General features: G+C 68.6%; 14 protein-coding genes. 2 read left to right on the plus strand and 12 right to left on the minus strand.

All coding sequences use genetic code 11. The annotated features are described in order from the left end of the window. Positions 1–3 precede the first annotated feature (3 nt). The 7 genes from ACFXHA_RS38130 to ACFXHA_RS38160 form a co-directional block, all read right to left on the minus strand. Positions 4–1,239: an acetyl-CoA acetyltransferase gene (locus ACFXHA_RS38130; RefSeq protein WP_379365017.1), complete on the minus strand. Its 1,236-nt coding sequence runs from the start codon at positions 1,237–1,239 to the stop codon at positions 4–6. Positions 1,240–1,252: 13 nt separating this feature from the next. Beyond that, positions 1,253–2,935, minus strand: a complete 1,683-nt coding sequence (locus ACFXHA_RS38135) for a class I adenylate-forming enzyme family protein (RefSeq protein WP_379365018.1) — start codon at positions 2,933–2,935, stop codon at positions 1,253–1,255. A 199-nt stretch (positions 2,936–3,134) separates the two neighbouring features. Further along, on the minus strand, positions 3,135–4,319 hold the full coding sequence (locus ACFXHA_RS38140) for an acetyl-CoA C-acyltransferase (protein ID WP_379365020.1): 1,185 nt from the start codon (positions 4,317–4,319) through the stop codon (positions 3,135–3,137). A 30-nt stretch (positions 4,320–4,349) separates the two neighbouring features. After that, positions 4,350–5,606, minus strand: a complete 1,257-nt coding sequence (locus tag ACFXHA_RS38145; RefSeq protein WP_379365022.1) for an LLM class flavin-dependent oxidoreductase — start codon at positions 5,604–5,606, stop codon at positions 4,350–4,352. A 33-nt stretch (positions 5,607–5,639) separates the two neighbouring features. Then, positions 5,640–7,100, minus strand: a complete 1,461-nt coding sequence (locus ACFXHA_RS38150; RefSeq protein ID WP_379365024.1) for a carotenoid oxygenase family protein — start codon at positions 7,098–7,100, stop codon at positions 5,640–5,642. Positions 7,101–7,171: 71 nt separating this feature from the next. After that, on the minus strand, positions 7,172–8,083 hold the full coding sequence (locus tag ACFXHA_RS38155) for a winged helix-turn-helix transcriptional regulator (RefSeq protein ID WP_379365026.1): 912 nt from the start codon (positions 8,081–8,083) through the stop codon (positions 7,172–7,174). 15 nt (positions 8,084–8,098) lie between these two features. Continuing rightward, complete coding sequence (locus ACFXHA_RS38160; RefSeq protein ID WP_379365028.1) at positions 8,099–10,072, minus strand: MFS transporter; 1,974 nt, start codon at positions 10,070–10,072, stop codon at positions 8,099–8,101. Positions 10,073–10,351: 279 nt separating this feature from the next. Between ACFXHA_RS38160 and ACFXHA_RS38165 the strand changes: the two genes are divergently transcribed. After that, positions 10,352–11,269: a hypothetical protein gene (locus tag ACFXHA_RS38165; RefSeq protein WP_379365030.1), complete on the plus strand. Its 918-nt coding sequence runs from the start codon at positions 10,352–10,354 to the stop codon at positions 11,267–11,269. Positions 11,270–11,397: 128 nt separating this feature from the next. Continuing rightward, positions 11,398–12,798, plus strand: a complete 1,401-nt coding sequence (locus ACFXHA_RS38170) for a YncE family protein (protein WP_379365032.1) — start codon at positions 11,398–11,400, stop codon at positions 12,796–12,798. Between the two features lie 22 nt (positions 12,799–12,820). Here ACFXHA_RS38170 and ACFXHA_RS38175 read toward each other — a convergent pair whose 3' ends face one another. From ACFXHA_RS38175 to iolC, 5 genes are all read right to left on the minus strand, one after another. Continuing rightward, the gene (locus ACFXHA_RS38175) at positions 12,821–14,320 is read right to left on the minus strand and encodes a hypothetical protein (RefSeq protein WP_379365034.1); all 1,500 of its coding nucleotides are present in this window, start codon (positions 14,318–14,320) and stop codon (positions 12,821–12,823) included. Positions 14,321–14,490: 170 nt separating this feature from the next. Next, on the minus strand, positions 14,491–16,542 hold the full coding sequence (locus tag ACFXHA_RS38180; RefSeq protein ID WP_379365036.1) for a thiamine pyrophosphate-dependent enzyme: 2,052 nt from the start codon (positions 16,540–16,542) through the stop codon (positions 14,491–14,493). Further along, positions 16,539–17,429 (minus strand): 5-deoxy-glucuronate isomerase, encoded by an 891-nt coding sequence (gene iolB / locus ACFXHA_RS38185; protein WP_379365038.1) that lies wholly within the window; start codon positions 17,427–17,429, stop codon positions 16,539–16,541. Before iolB ends, ACFXHA_RS38180 begins: the two co-directional genes overlap by 4 nt. Continuing rightward, positions 17,426–18,319, minus strand: coding sequence for an aldolase (locus ACFXHA_RS38190; protein WP_379365040.1), 894 nt, complete (start codon positions 18,317–18,319; stop codon positions 17,426–17,428). Before ACFXHA_RS38190 ends, iolB begins: the two co-directional genes overlap by 4 nt. Beyond that, on the minus strand, positions 18,310–19,248 hold the full coding sequence (iolC, locus tag ACFXHA_RS38195; RefSeq protein WP_379365042.1) for a 5-dehydro-2-deoxygluconokinase: 939 nt from the start codon (positions 19,246–19,248) through the stop codon (positions 18,310–18,312). The genes ACFXHA_RS38190 and iolC overlap by 10 nt, the downstream gene beginning before the upstream one ends. Between the last annotated feature and the right edge of the window lie 16 nt (positions 19,249–19,264).

Consider the following 19,264-nt stretch of genomic DNA (forward strand, 5'->3'; position numbering starts at 1 on the left):
GTATCAGCCGTCCACGGTCTCGACGACGAAGCTCGCGACCGTGGTGGTACTGCCACCGATATTGACGGTGCCGTAGCGGCGAACGCCCGGCAGTTGGTAGTCCCCGGCCCGGCCGGTGACCTGCTTGTAAGCGTCCAGCAGCATGCGGACGCCGGTCGCCCCGACGGGGTGACCGATCCCGAGCAGGCCACCGCCCGGGTTGATCGGGAGGCTGCCGTCGCGCCCGATCATGCCGGATTCGATGGCCTTCCAGCTTTCACCGGGCGCGGTCAGGCCGAGATGGTCGATGGCCACGTACTCGGAGACCGAGAAGCAGTCGTGCACTTCGACACCGTCGAGTTGATGGATGTCGGCCAGACCCGCACGGCCGAGCGCATCCAGCACGGCGGTGCGGACGTGCGGGAAAACGTAGGGCTCGGCAGCCGAGGCGCGGAACTTCTCGTCGAGCGACAACCCGACGGTGCGATGCCCCCAGCCGGAGATCAGCGCGGTGTCGGCGGGCCGGATACCGCTGTGCCGCTGCAGGAATCGATCCGAGACGAGAATCACGGCAGCCGCGCCGTCGGTCATCTGGCTGCAGTCCTGACGGCGCAGCACCCCGGTGACCGGCGGATTGGCGGTGTCATCGGCGGTGAAGCTGTCCTCGGTGTAGGTCCAATCACGGGTCTGCGCAAGCGGGTTCAGTCGCGCGTTGGCGATGTTCAGTGCGCCGATCGCACGCAGGTGTTCGGGATCGAGGCCGTAGCGGCGGTCGTATTCCTCGGCGATGGCCGCGAATTGGGTGGGCCAGACCAGGTCGGTGTCTTGGGCCTCGTGCCCGGCCCAGGCCGCCGCACCCATGTAGGCGGCGGCTTGCGCCCCGGGCACGGTCTTCTCCACTTCCGCGCCGAGCACCAGAGCGCAGTCGTAGCGGCCGGATTCGAGGTCGGCCATGGCGGCGAGGGCGGCCATGCTGCCGGAGGCGCACGCCGCCTCGTGGCGGGCGGCCGGCACACCCCAGAGGTCGGGGTGCACGGTGGCTGGCATGGCACCGAGCTGGCCTTGGCCGGTGAACAATTGACCGAAGGCGTTGCCGACATGGACGACCTCGATGGCCGTGGCGTCGAGGCGCGTGGCGGTGAGTGCTGCTTCGAGCACCTCGCGGACGAGGGCATCGAACTCGAGACCGGCACGATGCCAGTTGACGGCGAAATCGGTTTGGCTGCCGCCCAAGATGTACACGGACACGGGATGCTCCAAGGAAGTGAGAGGGTCAGAGTCGGGAGCGCAGGTCGCGGCGCAGCAGCTTGCCGACCGGATTGCGCGGAAGCACGTCGGTGATCTCCAGGCGTTCGGGCAGTTTGAAGGACGCGACCTCCCGGGCTTGCAGGTGCGCGACCAGATCCGCGAGGGTCACCGTCGCTCCGTCGGCGGGAACGACTACGGCACAGCATTTCTCGCCGAGCACGGCATCCGGGTAGCCGACCACCGCCACGTCCGCGATCGCAGGATGGTCGATGAGCAGGCCCTCGATCTCCGCGGGTGCGATATTCATGCCACCCCGGATGATGATCTCTTTGACCCGGTCCACGAACCGCAGATACCGTCCACCGTCACCGCACAGCTCGAAAACGTCACCGCTGCACAGATATCCCTCGTCGTCGAACGGCTCCGAGGTGGCTGTGCCGGGCAGATATCCGGCGAAGACGGCCGGACCGCGCAGACGCAGTTCGCCGCGTCCGCCGATCGCGGTGACGGTCTCCCCGCTGACCACGTCGACGAGTTTCACCGCGGTCCGTGCGGCCAGCCGGGTGGACCACCGCACCCCGGCTGCCCCGTAATGCGGCAGATGTTGCGCCCGCACAGTCGGATCCGGGATATCGGCGGGTGCGCCCAGCAGGCTGACGCCCTCGTTGGATCCGAAGAAGTTGAGCACCGAGATCCCCAACTCCTCCTGCCAGCGCGCGACGACCGGCGGCGGCAACGGCGCACCACCCGAGCCGACCGTCCGCAGCGACGACAGATCGGCTTGCGCCCGCAATGCTTCGTTCTGCAACAGCATGGTGAGCAGGGCGGGCGGCATGCTGGTGTGGGTCACTCGATGCGCGGCGATCTGCCGGAAGAACACGGGCAGATCCAGCGGATGATGCTGCACCAGATGCCCGCCCGCCAGCAGCCACGGCAGGAACGAGCCCGCGAACCCGGCCATGTTCACCATCGGAAAAGGGTTGAGCACCACCGAATCCGGGGTCACACCCAGCCCATCCTGCACCCCGCCCGCCACGGCCAGCCAATCACCGTGACAGCGGGGAATGCCCTTGGGCGCGGCCTCCGTGCCGCTCGTCCAACAGATGGTGACACGGTCGTTCACCGTGACCGAGAGCCCGGAGACGTACTCGTGCACCCGGTTTCGGGCATCCGCATCGACCGCGTCGCCGAGTGGCACCGCGTCCGCCGGAACCCCCGGCCCGAAGGCGAATACGCTTCGCGCACCGTCGGCCACCGCAAGTGCCTCGCCCGCGAGATCCCGATCTCCCAGGCTCCCAACCGTAATGATCGCCACCGCGTCGGTCGCCGCGACAATACCGGTCAGCTCATGCCGCCGATACGACACCGGCATGGGCGTCGCCACCGCCCCCAACCGCCACAACGCCAGATATACAGCGGTCAACGCGACACTGTTCGGCAGTTGCACCGCAACCGTCGACCCCTGCCGAATCCCGTTGTCCAGCAGCACCGCCGCGATATCGGTGACGTGGTCGTCGAGTTCCCGCCACGTCAGCGTGCGCGGCAGCGCGCCGGTCAGCTCAGCCAGGTTGGCAGGATCGGTGATCGCCGGCGCATCCGGAGCCGCGCCAACCCGCCGCCCGAACACCTCCGGAATCGTCTCCGCCTGCCACCAGCCCCGCTCGAGGTAATCCCGCACCACCTCGTCCGGATGGCAGCCGACAACCATCTGCCCGGTGGAGATACCAACGGCAGCGGTGGCGGTTGGGGTGCCAGCCCCAGTGGGCGTTGGGGTGCCAGCCCCAGTGGGCGTTGGGGTGCCGGCATCTGTGGGGGTTTGGGTGGAGGATGTTTCGACCATCTCGATCCTCTGGAGTCGACGGGTCCGGTGGTGGCGGGTGCCGCGGTCGGTGCGGCGCACGCCGGGGTCAGGTGATGCGGCGTAGCACCATGGCCGAGCCCAAGCCGAGGGCGGCGGGGATGGTGATCAGGGCGTATTCGCCGTCGCGGCGGTGCAATTCATCGAGTGCCTGAGCGATGAGGATGCCGCCGGTCGCGCCGAGCGGGTGCCCGACCGCGAGTGCGCCGCCCGACGGGTTCACCCGCGACGCGTCCACTCCGAGACCGCGGGTGAGCAGCATCGGTGTGACGGCGAAGGATTCGTTGACCTCGACCACATCCAGTCGCTTCGCCGAGATCCCAGCCCGTTGCAGCGCCACGCGTGCGGCCGACATCGGCGCGGTCAGCAGAGGCGACCGCACCGCCGTCTGTGCCGTGCCTACGATCTGCGCCACGGGTGGACGCCCGAGGATGTCCGCGGCGCGCCGATTGCCCAGCAGCAGTGCCGAAGCCCCGTCCGCGAGTTGCGGGGCGGTGGCGATGGTGTGCAGCCCGTCCACCGGCCGCGGCAACTCCGGCAGCCGCCGCGCGACCCGCTCCCACGAGGGATCGGAGCCGAACAGCGTCGGCAGTGACGCGAAGGCCGATACACAGGCATCGGGTCGCGCACCCTCATCGGCGGCGAGAACCACCGCCCCGCCCTTGCGGACCGGGATCACCGATGCCGAACCGACTGCGGCACTGGCTTTCCGATGGGACCGGACCGCGAAGGCGTCCAGTTCCGCTCGAGTGATCCCGTGCGCGGCGGCGGTCAGATCCGCCGACACCCCGATGGTGACGAACCCGGTCCGCTCACCCAGGTCGGCGTCCAGCGCGATCGCGGGCCGATCCGACAGCATCGGCACCCGCGACATCGACTCCACGCCGCCCGCGACCACCAGGTCCGCGAATCCCGCCGCCACCCGCGCCCCGCCGCTCTCCACCGCGTCCAGCCCGGAGCAGCACAATCGCGACACCACGGCCCCCGGCACCGAATCCGGCCACCCTGCCCACAGCAGCGCGGCCCGAGCCACATCCCCGCCCTGCTCCCCCACCGCCGTGCTCACCCCGACCAGCACGTCATCCACGGCCTCCGGCGGACACCCCCGCTCCTCGAGCGCCGCCAGCAACTGCCCGAACAACTCATAGGGCGGCACCTCGGCCAGCGTCCCCCCACCTTTGCGCACCCGCCCCCGCGGCAACCGCACCGCGTCGAAAACGAATGCCTCACTCACAGATCCGACTCCATTCCCACCGCGGCACGTTCAGTGGTCATCGGCCACTCCCGACGCATGTGCGCGGATTTCTGCCAGCGCCTTGAGGGTCCGGTGGCCGGCGGGGTCTTCGGCGGTCGTGACAGGCACGATGACCAGCTCGTCCGCGCCGGCGTCGCGGTATTGCGCCAGCCGTGCGATCAGGGACGGCGCATCGCCGAACATGCCTACGGCTGCGGGTAATTCGTCAGGGATGGCGGCCAGTAGGTCACGGGGGTGGGCGCCGCTGTGGGCCAGGCGGACCACATCGCCGAAGCCCGCTTCGGTGAACATGGTGTCGTAGCCGGGGGCGCGCAGGTAGGCGACGACGGCTTGCCGGACCGTGGTGAGCATGTCGGCGTCGGGTTCGTAGGCGGCTGTCACCCAGACCGAGACCGGGGGTGTGGGGCGGGCCGCGCGGTCGGCGAATTCCTTGATCGCCGTGACACATCGGGCGACCTGGGCAGGTGTCACCAGGTTCAGCACCACGCGATCCGCGCACCGGGCGGCGACCTCGAGCGCGCGATCCCCGAAGGCCGCCACCACGATTTCTCCCCCGGTGCTCGGCGCATCGGCGGATGCGCTTGCCTGATCGCCGGATGAACTCACCTGCCCAGCCACTTCGGCAGACGGTCCGTCCGATGCGGTCGACTCGGGTCCAACGCCGTCAGCATCGACCCCGATCGGCCGTCGAGTGTCGGCCGCAGCGCCGTTGGACGCCACCCGGCCGTGTGTGTATCCGACACTGGCCAGGCCGAATTCGGCCGCACCGGTGTCACCGAGAACGGTCGTGGACAGGCTCGGGCGGAGGGCGGGCAGGCGTAGTCGGAAGCCGCGGATGCGTTCGATCAGGCCGTCGTATTCGACCTTCTCACCGGCCAGCAGGGCGCGGACGATGCGGGTGCACTCGTCCAGATGCCTTGCGGTGCGGTGCCTTCGGCGGCCGTGCCAGTCGCGGACCACCACCGTGCTGGAGGTGCCCAGCGCCACGTCGACCGGTCGGCCGGTGAGGGCCGCGACGGTGGCCGCGCCCAGGGCGATGGTGGCGGGGCTGCGCACGCCGATCGGCAAGGGGCCCAGGCACAGTGGCATACGGCCCGGAGACTTCCCGATCGCGGTGGCCAGGGCGAAGGCATCGAAGGTGGCCATCTCACCGACCCAGAGGCGGTGGTAGCCGAGTTTCTCGGCGGCCGCCGCCACCTGGAGCGCATCCAGGGGTGCTCGGTTCTGCCAATAGGGAAGACTGACGCTCAAGTGTGGAACAGTCACGCGGACAACCTATTTCATGGGATGAAGTCTGGATCAGGAAACCGGCCGGGCGGCTGTCCGCATCCGGTCCCCGCTGACCCAGGTGGCGTGGAAGCCGAGCGGGACACGCACCGGCAGGCCGAGGCGGCAGACCGGGCCCGCGGTGATATCGGCGGCGTCGTAGATCCAGACTTCGCCCAGGCCGGTGTGGTTGTTGTGGGCGAACATGGTCAGCCAGGCATCGTCCTCGCCCGTACCGCCCGGCCGCGGGACGACGGTGAGTTCGCTGCCGTAGATGCCGTCCCCGAAGGGCGCGGTCTCCTTTGCGCCGCTGCGGATGTCGTACTTGATGATCGCGTCGAAGATCATGGTGCGATCCACCGAGAGCCGCATCTGATACGAGTAGCGGCCGCGCTGACCGGTCAATCCCTGGTCGATGGCGGGGAATTCGGTATTGACGTCATCCATCGGCTCCTCGACGGTGGCACCCGTGCGCAGATTGAACCGATACCGGTGCAGTTTCGCCTCCGGCCGCAGATATGCCAGCAGCTGTGCGAGCGGGTGAGCGCGGTCGGAGACCGGACTGGGTTCGGAGACCCGGCAGACCACCAGGACGATTTCCTCACCCTCCTCCCACGAGTTGACCGTGTGATAGATGTAGCCGGATTCGCCCTCGAACCATTTCGCTTCCGCCCCTTCGCCATAGCGCGGCAGCACCGCGAAACGACTGGGCAGCGTGCGATCGAAGAAGATCTTGAAGCGTCCGGCGGCGGCCGCGCGCGGATCGTTGTAGAGCGGCAGATCCATCAGGATCGAATGGTTCTCGGTAATGGCCATATCGTGCGGCAGTCGCGGGCCGGGCAGTTCGAGCCCGGTGTAGTGCTTGACCGTGCCGTCCGGGTCGGCGACACCGTAACGCAGGTACGGCGAGTGGATGCCGTAGTCGAAGAACAGCAGTTCCTCGGTGCGCTCGTCGACCTTGGCGTGTGCCGAAACCTCCCCGCGCAGTGTGCCGTTGAAGGTGTCCACACCCCGGGTCTCGAGGCTGATCGGGTCCAGCGCATACGGCTTGCCCGCCCGGTACCACAGGGCCAGCAGGTTGCCGTGGTGGTAGACGAGATCGGTATTGGCCGAATTGCGTTCGCGCCGATCACCGGACGGATTGCCGTCCCACGGCTCGATCACGCCACGCCACAGTGCCGTTCCCGCCGCATGCTCGGCCTCGAACTCGGCGGTGCGGATGAAGCGGTTGCGGTAGGTGGCCCGGCCGTCCTCGAAGTGCACGGCGTGCAGCATGCCGTCACCGTCGAACCAGTGGTAGCGGCCCAGCGGCGCGAACTGCGGATTGGGCCCGTTGCGCACGTAGACGCCGTCCAGATCGGTGGGCAATTCGCCGTGCAGCACGGTCAGATTCGTGGCGGTGGTCTCCTGCGCGGTAGGCGTGTAGGGACCTTCCAGGTACGGGTTGGTGAGCGCCTGCGCGGCGGGCGCGATGAGTTCTTCATTGAGCGGCATGAGAAGCCTCCAGCAACCGGGGCGGTCAGCACCCGGCGAAGTGCACTACAGTTAATGAAGTGATACGCGTCTCAGTGGAGGCTGTCAAGAGCCGGGCGCGGCGACGACGGCTCGAACCGCACGTCCCGGCGGCCCAGCTCCGCCCCGCAACCCCGGCAACGCAGCGCCGGATCCAGCACGGCCCCACATTCCTTGTGCCGGATCCGCAATCCCGCTTCGGGAGAGCCGGGATGCGCGCGTTCCGACCACGCCAGCAGAAACGCGAAGACCCCGAACAGGGCTCGACCGCGTGGTGTCAACCGATAGTCGCGCCCGCCAGGCTCGGGCCGATGCAGGATTCCGGCGTCGACCAGACGGGTCAGCCGCTCGGTCAAGGTCGTCGGCGACATATCCAGGGCCGCACGGAATTCCGAGAATCGGCGTACGCCCGCCAGCGCCAGCCCGGTGACCGCCGCACTCCATCGATCCCCGATGGCCTCCATGATCTCGTCGAACCGCGCGTCACCGCGCGCCGGGACCGGCCGCACGGAACGTCGACGCCCGGAAGTGAGCTGCCACAACACATCCCGATCCAGCTCGACCTCGGTGTCGTGGGCGGTGACATCGCGCCCGCAGCCGCGGCACATGACCACCGGCGGCCCGCGATGCCCGCACGCGGTGTGCGCGAACTCGGGCAGCAGCGCCCACTCCCCGGTCCACTCCCGCTGCCAGGACCACACGCAGACCAGGATCTCCCAGGTCGCCAAACCCAGTTCGGTGAGCCGGTATTCGCTGCGCTCGGCCCGGTCCGGGACCGGGGCCCGCTCGAGCACCTCGGCATCGACGAGCGCCGCCAGCCGTGCGGTGAGCACGGCGGGCGGCGCCCCGGTGCGGTCGGCCCACTGGGTGAACCGGCGGGCATGGTCGACGAAGGCGTGCCGCAGGATCGTCAGTGTCAGTCGATCACCGAGCAGATCGAAGGTCGCGGCCACCGCATTCGTCACTTCACCAACTGTAGTTCACTCCGTGCGAACCGGGTCATCACTGGCGAGGGTCGCCAGCTCCCGCTGCACCGCCTCATCGTGCTCGGCCGCCTCCGCGGCCGCCTTCTTCGGGCTCCAGTGCCCGGCCATGATGAACACGAACGGGATGAAGCAGATCTGGGCGATCAAGCAGATCCACCACCAGCGCTTCCACTGCTTGGGTGAATCCGCCTGCGCCTTCTGCACATCCGCGCCGTGCGCTGACAGGTAGGCCAGATCGTCGGCAGGGATGGCGCTCACGGCTTGCAGTTTCGCGCTCGCCGCGGTCAGCGCCGGACCGGTTTGCGAGGCGACGGCCAGCTGATCGACCGGAACCTTCTGCGCGGCGGTGATCCGCGCGATGGCCTGATCCGGCGGGATCTTGAACTTGGTGGCAACCTGGGCGACCGCGGTCGCCGCGCTGGCCTGATCGTTCGGGTTCGTCAGCAGTTTCACCAGCACCCCCGAATCGATCGACTGCAGGGTGGCCAGCTCGTCGGGATACTTCGCGTTGAGCTCGACGGTCGTCTTCACGTCCGCCGGTGCGTCACCGGTCAGTTTGACGAGTGCCGCGACCTGCGCCGTTTCGTCATTGGGATTCTTGCCCAATGCCGCCAGCGTGTCCGCGCCCACGGTCTGGATGGTGGCGATCTCGTTGTGGTACTTGGCGTTGATGGTCTGCAGTCGCGGCCCGTAGTTGACCAGCGTGCCCGCCGCAGTCACCACGAACAGCAACCCCAGCAGCACGAAGGTCACCACGGTCCGCAGCACACCACCCCACACCGCGAGCCCGACCGCCGTCGCCGCCGGATTGCGCTTCTCCACCGTCTCGGTGAAGCTGGCCATCCACGTCGAGTAGGCGATGCCGGAACCGACCGCGGTGAAGCTCATGACCACCGCGAAGGTGTAGTAGTCGGTGCCGGGTTTATCGGTGTAGCCGAGGAAGACGTAGCCGCCGATGATGCTGATGATCGCCCCGAACACCATGAAGGGTTTTCGCACCTTCATCGCGTCGGACACGATCCCGGTCAGCACCAGCGAGATCGCGCTCGCGATCCAATACCAGTTGCCCAGCGAATTCGCCTGCGCCGCAGTGAATCCGAAGTTGGTCGCCATGTAGACCGGCAGGAACGAGACGATCGTGTAGAAGAACGCCAGGAAGATGGAGATGGCCAGGGCCGAGCCGACGATGTCGAGATGCATCATCTGCTTCCACTGATTGCGTTCCAGCGCATGGACATCCAGCCCGCGCGCCCGCGCCTCGATGAGCGCCTTGTCCCGCAGCGAGACCATGATCTGATCGCGCAGCCGGGGACTCAGCTCGCGCAGTCCGATCAGCCCGACGATCGAGATCACCGTGCAGATCACGCCGGCCAGCCGGTAGTGGTACTGCCAGTCCGGGTGCGCGTCCAGGGTGTGGGTGGAGATCTCCGTGGTGACCAGCGCGCCGAGCACCGGGCCCAGCGTCCAGAACCCCATGGCCGAGGCGCGGTCCAGCTGCGGCGAGAAGTCGCGCACCAGCGCCGGAGTGGCCACCAGCACCGCGCCCTCGACAATGCTGATCAGGCAGTAGACGGCGAGGTAGGCCTCCTTGCTCGTGCACTGCGGTTGCGCGAACAGCGTGAGCAGCGAGGTGACGACCGTGCCGTAGGCGACGATATTGGCGCGTCCCCAGCGGTCCAGCACCCCCGTCACCACCGACGCCACCGCGCCGAACGCCGCGCCGACGATGAAGATGCCGACGAAGTAGGCGAAGGTCAGGTGAAAGTACGCGATCAGCTGATTACCCACCGCGCCCGAGACGAAGAGCTGGTAATACAGCGCGACCGACACCACGACGACGAGGAATAGATACCAGGACCGGGCGGGTGTTTCCGGATAGCGCGGCAGTTTCCGCTGCCACAACCCGGTGACCAACGTCGGCGGGGGAAATTCCGCGGCAGGGGGCACCGCGGTCGGAATGCTACTCATGTTCGAGACGCCTTTCTGTCCACGGCATTTCGCGTGACCGGACGACCCTTCGTCGAGCAGCACGAGCAGCCGGGTGAAAACAGGGTAGCTGTCATGAGTGACTTGAATCACTGTTACCGAAATCAATACTGGACAGTTGCGACAAACTGCGCCAATCCGACATCCGCAACATTCCTGTCATCGGCTCCCGACCGGCGGCGACCAGCCGGTTCGATCGTGTCGGCCCGGACTGCAATCATGTTGTCCGACAGGTGAGTTGCTGGGGTGATCGGATGTTCGATGAGTGACCGCGAGTGGTACGAGTTCGCGTCGGGGCTGGCGGCGCTGCTGATCTACAGCCCCCACGAGACTGTTTTGATCCTGGAGATCGTGGGGGTCGAGACCTTCCTGCAGTTCGCGAAGCAGCCCGGCAGTCTCGTGCTCGAGGTGTCCGACGACCTGTCGGACACGCAGCGGCGGGTGCTGACCGACGCCGGATGGGGTCCGCCCGGCGCGTACGGCCCGCTGTGGCACTACGGGATCTGGGACAACCGGCGATCGACCCCCGACGCCGACGACTGCCGCGAGATCACCCTCGCCGCGATCGAGGTGCTCCGCGAGCTGCTGTCGGTGCCGTCACCGCACGACATCCACGCCAAGGGCTGGGTCGACGGCCCAGGCGAAGTACTCCTCGAAGAGCTGACGCCCCACCCGCCCGAGCCTCCCACCGCCACGATCCGGACCCTGCTCTCCATCGCGGAGCTGCTCATGCCCGACCACCCCTGGCCCGTCGCCACCGTCCACGCCGCCCTCGCCCACCCCCTGCAAGCCCACCGCGCCGGCCCATGGCGCGGCCTCCTCACCGCCCTCGGCGAACCCTTCTTCGGCGGCCTCGGCATCCTCGCCCAGTTCGATGCCAAGGAGGAGACAGCCGACATGCGGACAGCCCTGCGCCGCCTGCCCTCCTGCCCACCGACCCTGCCCTGGGACTGGTACCCCGACTTCGCGACCGCGACAGCCGACTGGCCCGCCGACGACCGCGCCGAAGCCTTCCTCCGCCAGGTCGGCGACCACACCCACTCCACCGGCGCCTTCCTCATCTCCCTCGAAACCGATGGCGACGACTACGCCCTCACCTTCCTGCCCATCGACCGCCTCGATCCCTTGCGCGCCCTGACCGCCGAATTCGGCAAACGGGTCGAACTACCCGGCAACTGAACGCCTCCCACGGTTTTTCCGGGCTCCACAGGTCTCGTTATGCTGTCGCGGCTGATCGTTTGCCGGGAGGGGCGGGACCGTTGGACAACCAATCGATATGGCTACGGGTTGATTTCGGGTTTCCCGAGGTGACCGCCGCTCTGGCCGGGACCGACGGCGCGGCCTGGCCGCTGCGGTTGGACGACGCCGCTGCCATGGCGGCGGCGGTGAATCAGCCGACCGCCGGTCCCGATGCGGTGGCGGGGGTACTGCGGGCCGTGGTCGCGCGCACGCAACCCGAGTCCGGAGTGCGCCCTCTGGCGGGGCTGACACTGACGTATCCGCAGCGGTGGACGGCGGAGCGAGTGCGCGTACTGTCCGATGCCGTTGTGGCGGCGGGGTATCCCCTCGACAAGCTCCAACTCCAGGCGCGCGCGGGCGAAACCGCGCCCGCCGCTGCCGGATTCGCGACGTCATCGCCGGTAACCGCTCGCTCCACGCACCGCACCTGGCTGATCGGCGCGGCCGCGGCGCTGCTGGTCGCATCGGCCGTCACCGGCGTCGTCGCGCTGAGTTCCGGTGGCGCGCATACTGATCACGCGTCGGACAAGCCGAACTTTCCGACGATCGCGGTCGGCGACACCCAAGGCGTCGGCTACACGGTCGTCGACTCGGTCAACCACCGCGTCTTCACCTCCGACACCTCGAGCAACACGGTGTCGGTCGTCGATACCCAAATCGGGCAGACCGTTGCCAAGGTGCCGATCGGAGCCTCGCCGCGCGCCCTGGCGGTGGATTCGCAAGCCCGAACCCTCTGGGTGATCGGCGGGCAACTCCAAGACGGGATAGCACTGCTGAAGATCGATACCACGACCAACACGGTCGTGGGTACCGCGAAGGTCCCGAACAGCACGCGGCAGATCGCGGTCTACCCACCCACCCACGAGGTGTACGCCAGCCAGGCCAACGGCGATGTGCTGGACCGGGCCACCGGCGCACAGCTCGTGGCCTCGATCGTCGACCCCGTTTCCTTGCAAGTCACCGGCAGCGTGGGCGGGCAGGGCCACGGGGTGGACGTCGCCGTCGATCCTGACCGCGGCCTGGTCTACCTCGCGGGCGGCCGCAATGTGAAGATCGTCGACCCGACGACCAAATCGGTGGTGCGGCAGATCGATTCACCCCTCGACGGGGAGCTCATGGTGGTCGACCCGCGGACGAACACCGCGTTCATGTCCGTCGATACCAAGCTGGCCATGTTCGATCTCACCAACGGCACCTACCTCGGGGCCCTCGACGTAGGACACAAGGCGTTCTGGCTTGCCATCGATCCTGTGCTCGGGACCGTCTATGCACCCGACTCGTACGGGCCGGGCGGCGTCACTCCCGTCACGGTGATCGATATCGCGAGTCGTACCATCAAAGGCAATTTCAGCGTGGCGGGCGGTATCGAAGGGCTCGGGGCGGATCCGGTGTCTCACAAGCTCTACGTACGCCCGATGCGGTCTTACCTGGATGTGGTCGACCCGTGCCAAAGCATCGCGTGCCACTGAGCTGACCGCCGTCGCGGGCGGCTCAGTCGGCGTTGCGGAAGTAGAGGGTGTTGGCGCCGTGGGCGGCCAGGGGGCCGGCTTCGGCGGCTTGACGGATGCCGCTGCCGGGGAGGCAGGTGAGTTTGGTGAACATGGTGGTGTTGCCGAAGGCGGAGCGGACCTGGGTTTCGGAGGCGTAGTCGGCGCCGTAGTCGGAGAGGGCCTTGAAATCCAAGGGGGCCAAAGGCTTTTCGAGGGGAGTTTGGGCGGCGGGGAGGCCCAGGGCCGCGTATTGGGTGGCAGCGCCGCCCTCGTACCAGCACAGTTCGTAGGAGATGTTCTCGGTCGTGGTGACGCTGACCACCGGCCATTCCTGGGACAGGCGCAGGGCGACCGGGTGGCGGCCGACGGGGGCGACCTCCCAGTTCAGGCTTTTCACCGAGACCCAGTGTTCGGAGACCTTTTCGATGAGGACGACGTCCTCGCCCAGGCGTTCGGCCGCGTTCGATTCGGGTTCCGGTGTGCTCCAGTGCTTTTCGTCGACACCCAGGTAGGCGGTGCTGGGAACGGCCGACGCGCCGTCGGCGGTGTAGGCGGCCAGCAGGGCGGCGCGGACCAGGGTGACGGCATTGCGGCTCGAGCAGCGCACCGCGAGCGCGCCGAAGGAAGTGCTGATCTCGACCGGCTTGGACGGCTGGTCGGGCAGCGCGCCCGCGGCGATCGGCTTGAGGCCCACCAGGGCCAGCTGCCAGTTGACCTCTTCGATGGTGGCCAGGTCACCGGCCGTCTGATAGAGGATCTGCTGCTGGGTCAGGTAACCGGCCCGCTCGAGGGTGGCGCATTCGAGTTTGCGTAGGGCGGTGACGGTCTTGCTCATGAATCCGATGTCCTCGACCCGGATCTCGCGCAGCCGCTGCGTCATGGCCGGGGAGGTGACTCCCGCATAGCATTCGCGGTACATGGCCAGCGCCTGCTTGCGCTGCCGGCCCACCATGAGGGTGCGCAGCAGGGTGTTGAGCGAGGCCAGGTACCGGTTGGCCTGATCCGGGTCGGCGGCGAAGAGCCCGGCGCGAATGCGGACGGCGTCCTCGCCCGCGGCCACGGCCGCCTTCGGATCCAGCCGGCACAGCCACACACTGCACTTGGACAGCGCGTCCGCCGACGCGCCTGCCGCGAGCGGATAGTTCTGTGCCACATGCCGATACGCCTGACAGGCATTGCGGATGGTGGAGGTGGCCAGTTCGCGGTGACCGATGGTGCGGGCGGCCAGTTCGAACAGCCGCAGCGCCTCGGTCACCTCGGCGGCGAAAGGTGCGGTGACATGTCCGGCGGTGAGCCAGCGTAGCCGGATGAGCACCGCCTCCTGCGCGGGTTCCAGCGCCGAGGGTGAGCGATCCCGCTGCGCGGGGTCGGATTTGGTGGCCATCAGGCCACGGGCCAGCTCACACAGGGAGGTCGCCAGCGCCAGCTCGGCTTCGGGCGTCCGATCCCGCGCGGCCGAGCGATCGGTGGCCACTTGGCGCTCGATGGCGCTGAGATCCATTGCGACCTTCAAACTCCCGTAGCTGTGCCCTGTCAGACCGACAGTGCCCGGTCACCGCAGGCCACCCAGGCCATGCTGTGTTTGCGCCGAGTCTGCCACACATTCGGGCCGCCGGTCACCCAAGTGGAGGTTTGCCCGGATCGACTCGCCCCTGCGTAGAGCCGGTGTGATCAGCTCGGTCCGGTGTAGCGCAGCTGCCGCGGTTTGCCGCGCTCGAACTCCGCGCGTCCCGAGAGATGCTGCGGCACACCCACTTCCCACCATGCACCCGCCTCGGTCCACGACGACGGCTGGGTCCGCACCACCACGACCGCGGGCCGCTGTTGCGCAACGGCCGCCTCCCGCGCCCGGTCGTACGCCACGCGGAACTCCGCAAGTTCGCTCGCGGTGAACACCACGCACCCCAGCGCCCGCGCGTGCGCCGCGAAGTCGACCCGCGGCGGCTCGGCGTGATTGCTGCGGCAGTCGGCATAGAAGTTGTTGAACGCCTGCGCCCCCTGCCCCTCCTGCAGCCGCGCGATAACCGCGTACCCGTCGTTGTCGCACACCACCGCGACCAGCGGATGCCCGGCGAAAGCCGCGGAGAACAGCTCCGAGTTCAACATCAGATACGAGCCATCCCCGAGCAGCGTGGTGACCAGCCCCGCCGAATTCGCTCCGGCCGAACCCACCACACCTGCTGCGGCAGAGCCCCCGACCTGCGCTGCGGCGGTGGAGCCCTCGAACCGCGCTGCGCCAGAGCCTTCGTGGGGCGTTGCCCCCGCGCCCGCCGGATCCAACGCGGTAGCGTCCTCGGAGGGGGTTGCAGCAGAGTCGTCCGGGTGGGTTGGGTCGGAGCGAGCGATGGCTGCGCCCCAGGCTCCGGCGAGTTCGTAGCCCATGCAGGAGAAGCCGTACTCGACGTCCATCGTGGGTGTGCCGCCGGTGGCGCGCCAGCCGCCGACGAGTTCTCCGGGCAGACCGCCGGAGGCCGTCATGACATAGTCCGTCGCGTCGCTGAGCTCGTTGACCGCGCCGACGATCTGGGCGTAGGTGGGCGGGCCGGGAGTGGGGGCGCGGAGCTTGTCGATGTGGGTGTCCCAGTCCGCACGCACCACTGCCGCCCGGACCGTCCAGTCCGAATCCACTGGCCAGCCACCGAGTTCGGGCTCCAGCTCGCGCAGTGTCGCGTCGAGGTCCTGCAGTGCCGCGTCGGCGTCACCGACCACGGCCAGCGCGCCGTGCTTGACCGCGTCGAAGCGCGCGGCGTTGATGTGCACGATCCGGACCTCCGGCGCGAAAACCGTCCAGGATGCGGTGGTGAAGTCCTGCAGCCGGGTGCCGACGGCCAGCACCACGTCGGCGGCAGCGGCCAGGGTGTTGGCGGACGCCGCGCCCGTGATGCCGAGCGGACCGGCGTACAGCGCGTGGTCATGCGGGACGAGAGTTCGCCCGGCTGTCGTCTCGGTGACCGGAATACCGTGCCGCACAGCGAATTCCAGCGCAATCTCGGCGGCCCCCGAGTAACGGACTCCCCCGCCGAGCACCAGCAGCGGGCGTTGGGCTGCTCGCAGAACGCGCGCCGCCTCGTCGAGTGTGCGGCGGTCGGGACGCGGGCGCGGCACCCGATGCACGACGGGTTCGAACAGGGCGTCGGGGAAGTCGTAGGTTTCGGCCTGTACGTCCTGCGGCAGCGCCAGCACCACCGGGCCGGTGTCGGCGGGATCGGTGAGCACGCGTGCCACCTGCGGGAGCGTCGCAATCAGCTGCTCGGGCCGGGTGATTCGGTCGAAGTAGCGGCTCACCGGGCGGAAGGCGTCGTTGACGGTGATGGTCGGGTCGCCGAAGTGCTCGACCTGTTGCAGGACCGGATCGGGGGCGCGGCTGACGAAGGTGTCGCCGGGCAGCAGGAGCAGGGGCAGCCGATTCGCGTGTGCCACACCGGCGGCCGTGACCATGTTCAGCGCGCCGGGTCCGATGGAGGAGGTGGCGACGCCGACCTGTCGGCGCTGCGTGGCCTTGGCCAGTCCGACCGCCGCGAGCGCCATGCCCTCCTCGGTGTGCCCACGCCATGTCGGGATCTCGTCGCGGCGCTCGGCCAGCGCAGTCCCCAGTCCGAGCACATTGCCGTGCCCGAAGATCGCGAAAACCGCAGGGAACAGCGGCACTTCACGACCGTCGAGGGTCTCCGACCGCTGGGCGATCAACCAGGTGACCAGCGCTTGCACGGTGGTGAGCTTCATCCGAGACGTCCTTCGTGAGAGGTGACCGGGCAGCGCGGATCCAACGGCTCTCCGGCCCACGCGGCACGCACCCAGGCGTGCGCGTGGTCGTCACAGAAGGCCATGGATCGTTCCGGCGCTGGTCCGGCCAGCACGTTCAGGTAGTACATGGGGTAGCCGGGCGCGGCGATACAGGGACCGTGATACCCGTGCGGCACGAGGAACACATCCCCGTCCCGCACCGCGACGTTCTCATCCAGCGAGCCGTCCGCGGTATATGTGCGATGCATGCCGAATCCCTCACGCCCCGGCGTGATTCCGTCCCGCCCCGCGATCCGGAAGTAATAGATCTCCTCGTTCACGACCTCGCACTCCGACGCTTCGTCATGCTTGTGCGGCGGATATGACGACCAATTGCCGTCCGGCGTAATGAGTTCGCACGCGTTGAGCTTGTCCGCGTGCTCCCACACCCCCGGCGCTCCGAAGTTCGTCACCTGCCGAGTAGCCTGCCCAGCCCCTCGTACTTCGACCGGAATATCTTCCGCAGGACCGTATTTCGCGTCCAACCGCCGACCACACCGCGCCATCGGCAGAGCCACTTCGATCCCGCTCGCCGTGGCTATCTCCACCTCGGCGTCCCGTGGCACATACGCGAAGTCGGTGACCCGCGTGAAAACCGAATCCCGACCCTCGAGTTCGAACACCAGCCCATCGACCCGCACCGTGCAAGCCCCCGCCAACGGCAACACGAACACCTCGAACTCGCCGGTGTCGACCACCCGCCGCTCCCCCGCCGCCAGCCGCAGCACCCGCAGTCCGGTGTAGGTCCACCCCGCATCCTCCGGAGTCAGCAGCACGGGATCGGCCGCGCTGCTCAATGTTCCGTGCGGTCGATGCAGGTCCTTCATCTCGCGGCCTCCAGGACGCGGGCCGCCGCCTGGACCGCGCCCGCGACGTCGCCGTCGGGTGGATACAGCAGGCTGCGGCCGACGACCAAGCCGCGGGCGACGTCGTGGCGGAGGGCTGCGCCCCAGGAGGCGAGGTCGGCTTCCGGGTCGCCGGAGGGGGCGCCGCCGAGGACGAGGACGGGGAGGGTGGTGGCGTCGAGGACCGAGACATCGTCGGGGGCAGGGATTTTCAGCCAGGTGTAGGCGGAGGTGATGCCGAGGCCGGAGGCTACGGTGATCGCGCGTTGCAGGGAGGCGGCGTCCTTGTGCATTTCGAGTGCGCCGGTCGCGTCGCGCGCGTACGGCAGGGGTTCGACCATGGCCATCAGCCCGTGTTCGGCGAGTTCGGAGACCGCGCGGGCGCAGGCTTCCAGGGTGGGGATGGTGCCCGGATCCGAATCCACCAGGCGGAGCAGCATTTTGCCGCCGTCGAGGCGGTACTTCACCAGGGATTCGGCGTCGTAGCCGGTGAAGCGGTCGTCGATTTCCCAATCGGCGCCGGCCAGGCCGCCGCGGTTCATGGAGCCGATGACGATCTTCTCGTGCACCGCGTCGAGCAGCAGCAGTTCCTCGACGATGTCCGGGGAGCCGAGCACGCCGTCGACGGCCGGGTTGGCCAGGGCGATGAGCAGCCGTTCCAGCAGGGTGCGGCGGTCGGCCATGGCGGTGCGGTCCGCGCCGACGCCAAGTGCCCCGCGCGCCGGGTGGTCGGCGGCGACCAGGAACAGGGTTCCCTTGTCCGACAGCATGTTCGGACGGCGACGCCGGTCGGCGTACGCGCGCCGCACGGCCTCGGGGTCCGTGGCGCGGGTGCGCAGCAGGTCGTACCAGCGCGCGTCGGTCAGGTGCACAGCATCTCCTCGATTTCGGCATCGGTCGGCATGGCGTCGGCGCAGGCTAGACGCGCGGCCACCAGCGCGCCCGCAGCATTGGCGTAGCTGGCCAGACGGTGCGGATCCCAGCCGGACAGCAGTCCGTGGATGAGCGCGCCGCCGAAGCCGTCGCCCGCGCCGAGCCCGCACACCACCTCCACCGGGCAGGGCGGCACCGTCCAGCGTTCGGATTCGGTGGCGATGAGCACGCCGTCGGCGCCGCGTTTCACCACGGCCAGCCGGACGCCACGAGCCAGCAGGCGGTCGGCGGCCTCATCGGGATCGGCGGTGCCGACGGCCACCTGCACCTCGGTGCGGTTGCCCACCACCACATTCACCTGATCGACCATCCAGCCGATCTCGGCGCGGGCGGTCTCGACATCCGGCCAGAACATGGGCCGGTAGTCCAGGTCCAGCACGGTGTGCCCGCGGCGGGCGCGCCGCCGCAGGATCTCCCGCTGGGTGGTGCGACCGGGCTCGGCGCTCACGCCGGTCCCGGTCACCCACAGCAGCGGCACGGAATCCACTACCTCCCAGGGGATCTCGTCCTCGGTGAGGGTGAGATCCGGTGCGAGGGGCGCGCGATAGAACAGCAGCGGCGGATCGGCGGGCGGGTTGAGTTCGCAGAACACCACCGGCGTCTGCAGATTCGCCGCCGTCCCGACGAACCGCGCCGAAACACCGAACTCTTCCAACGCGTTCCGCACGTAGTCGCCGAACCCGTCGGGCCCGACCTTGGTGAGGACCGCGGTGCGGCGACCCAGCCGCGCCGCCGCCACCGCCACATTGGTGGCCGTCCCGCCGAGGAACTTCGCGAAGGTCGACACCTCCGCGAGCGAGACCCCGCTCTGCTGGGGATACAGGTCGACGCCGACCCGTCCGATCGTCAGCACTTCCAGCTCTGTCACGACACCCGCTCCCTCA

Source organism: Nocardia sp. NPDC059240 (genome assembly GCF_042753865.1).
GTDB lineage: Bacteria > Actinomycetota > Actinomycetes > Mycobacteriales > Mycobacteriaceae > Nocardia.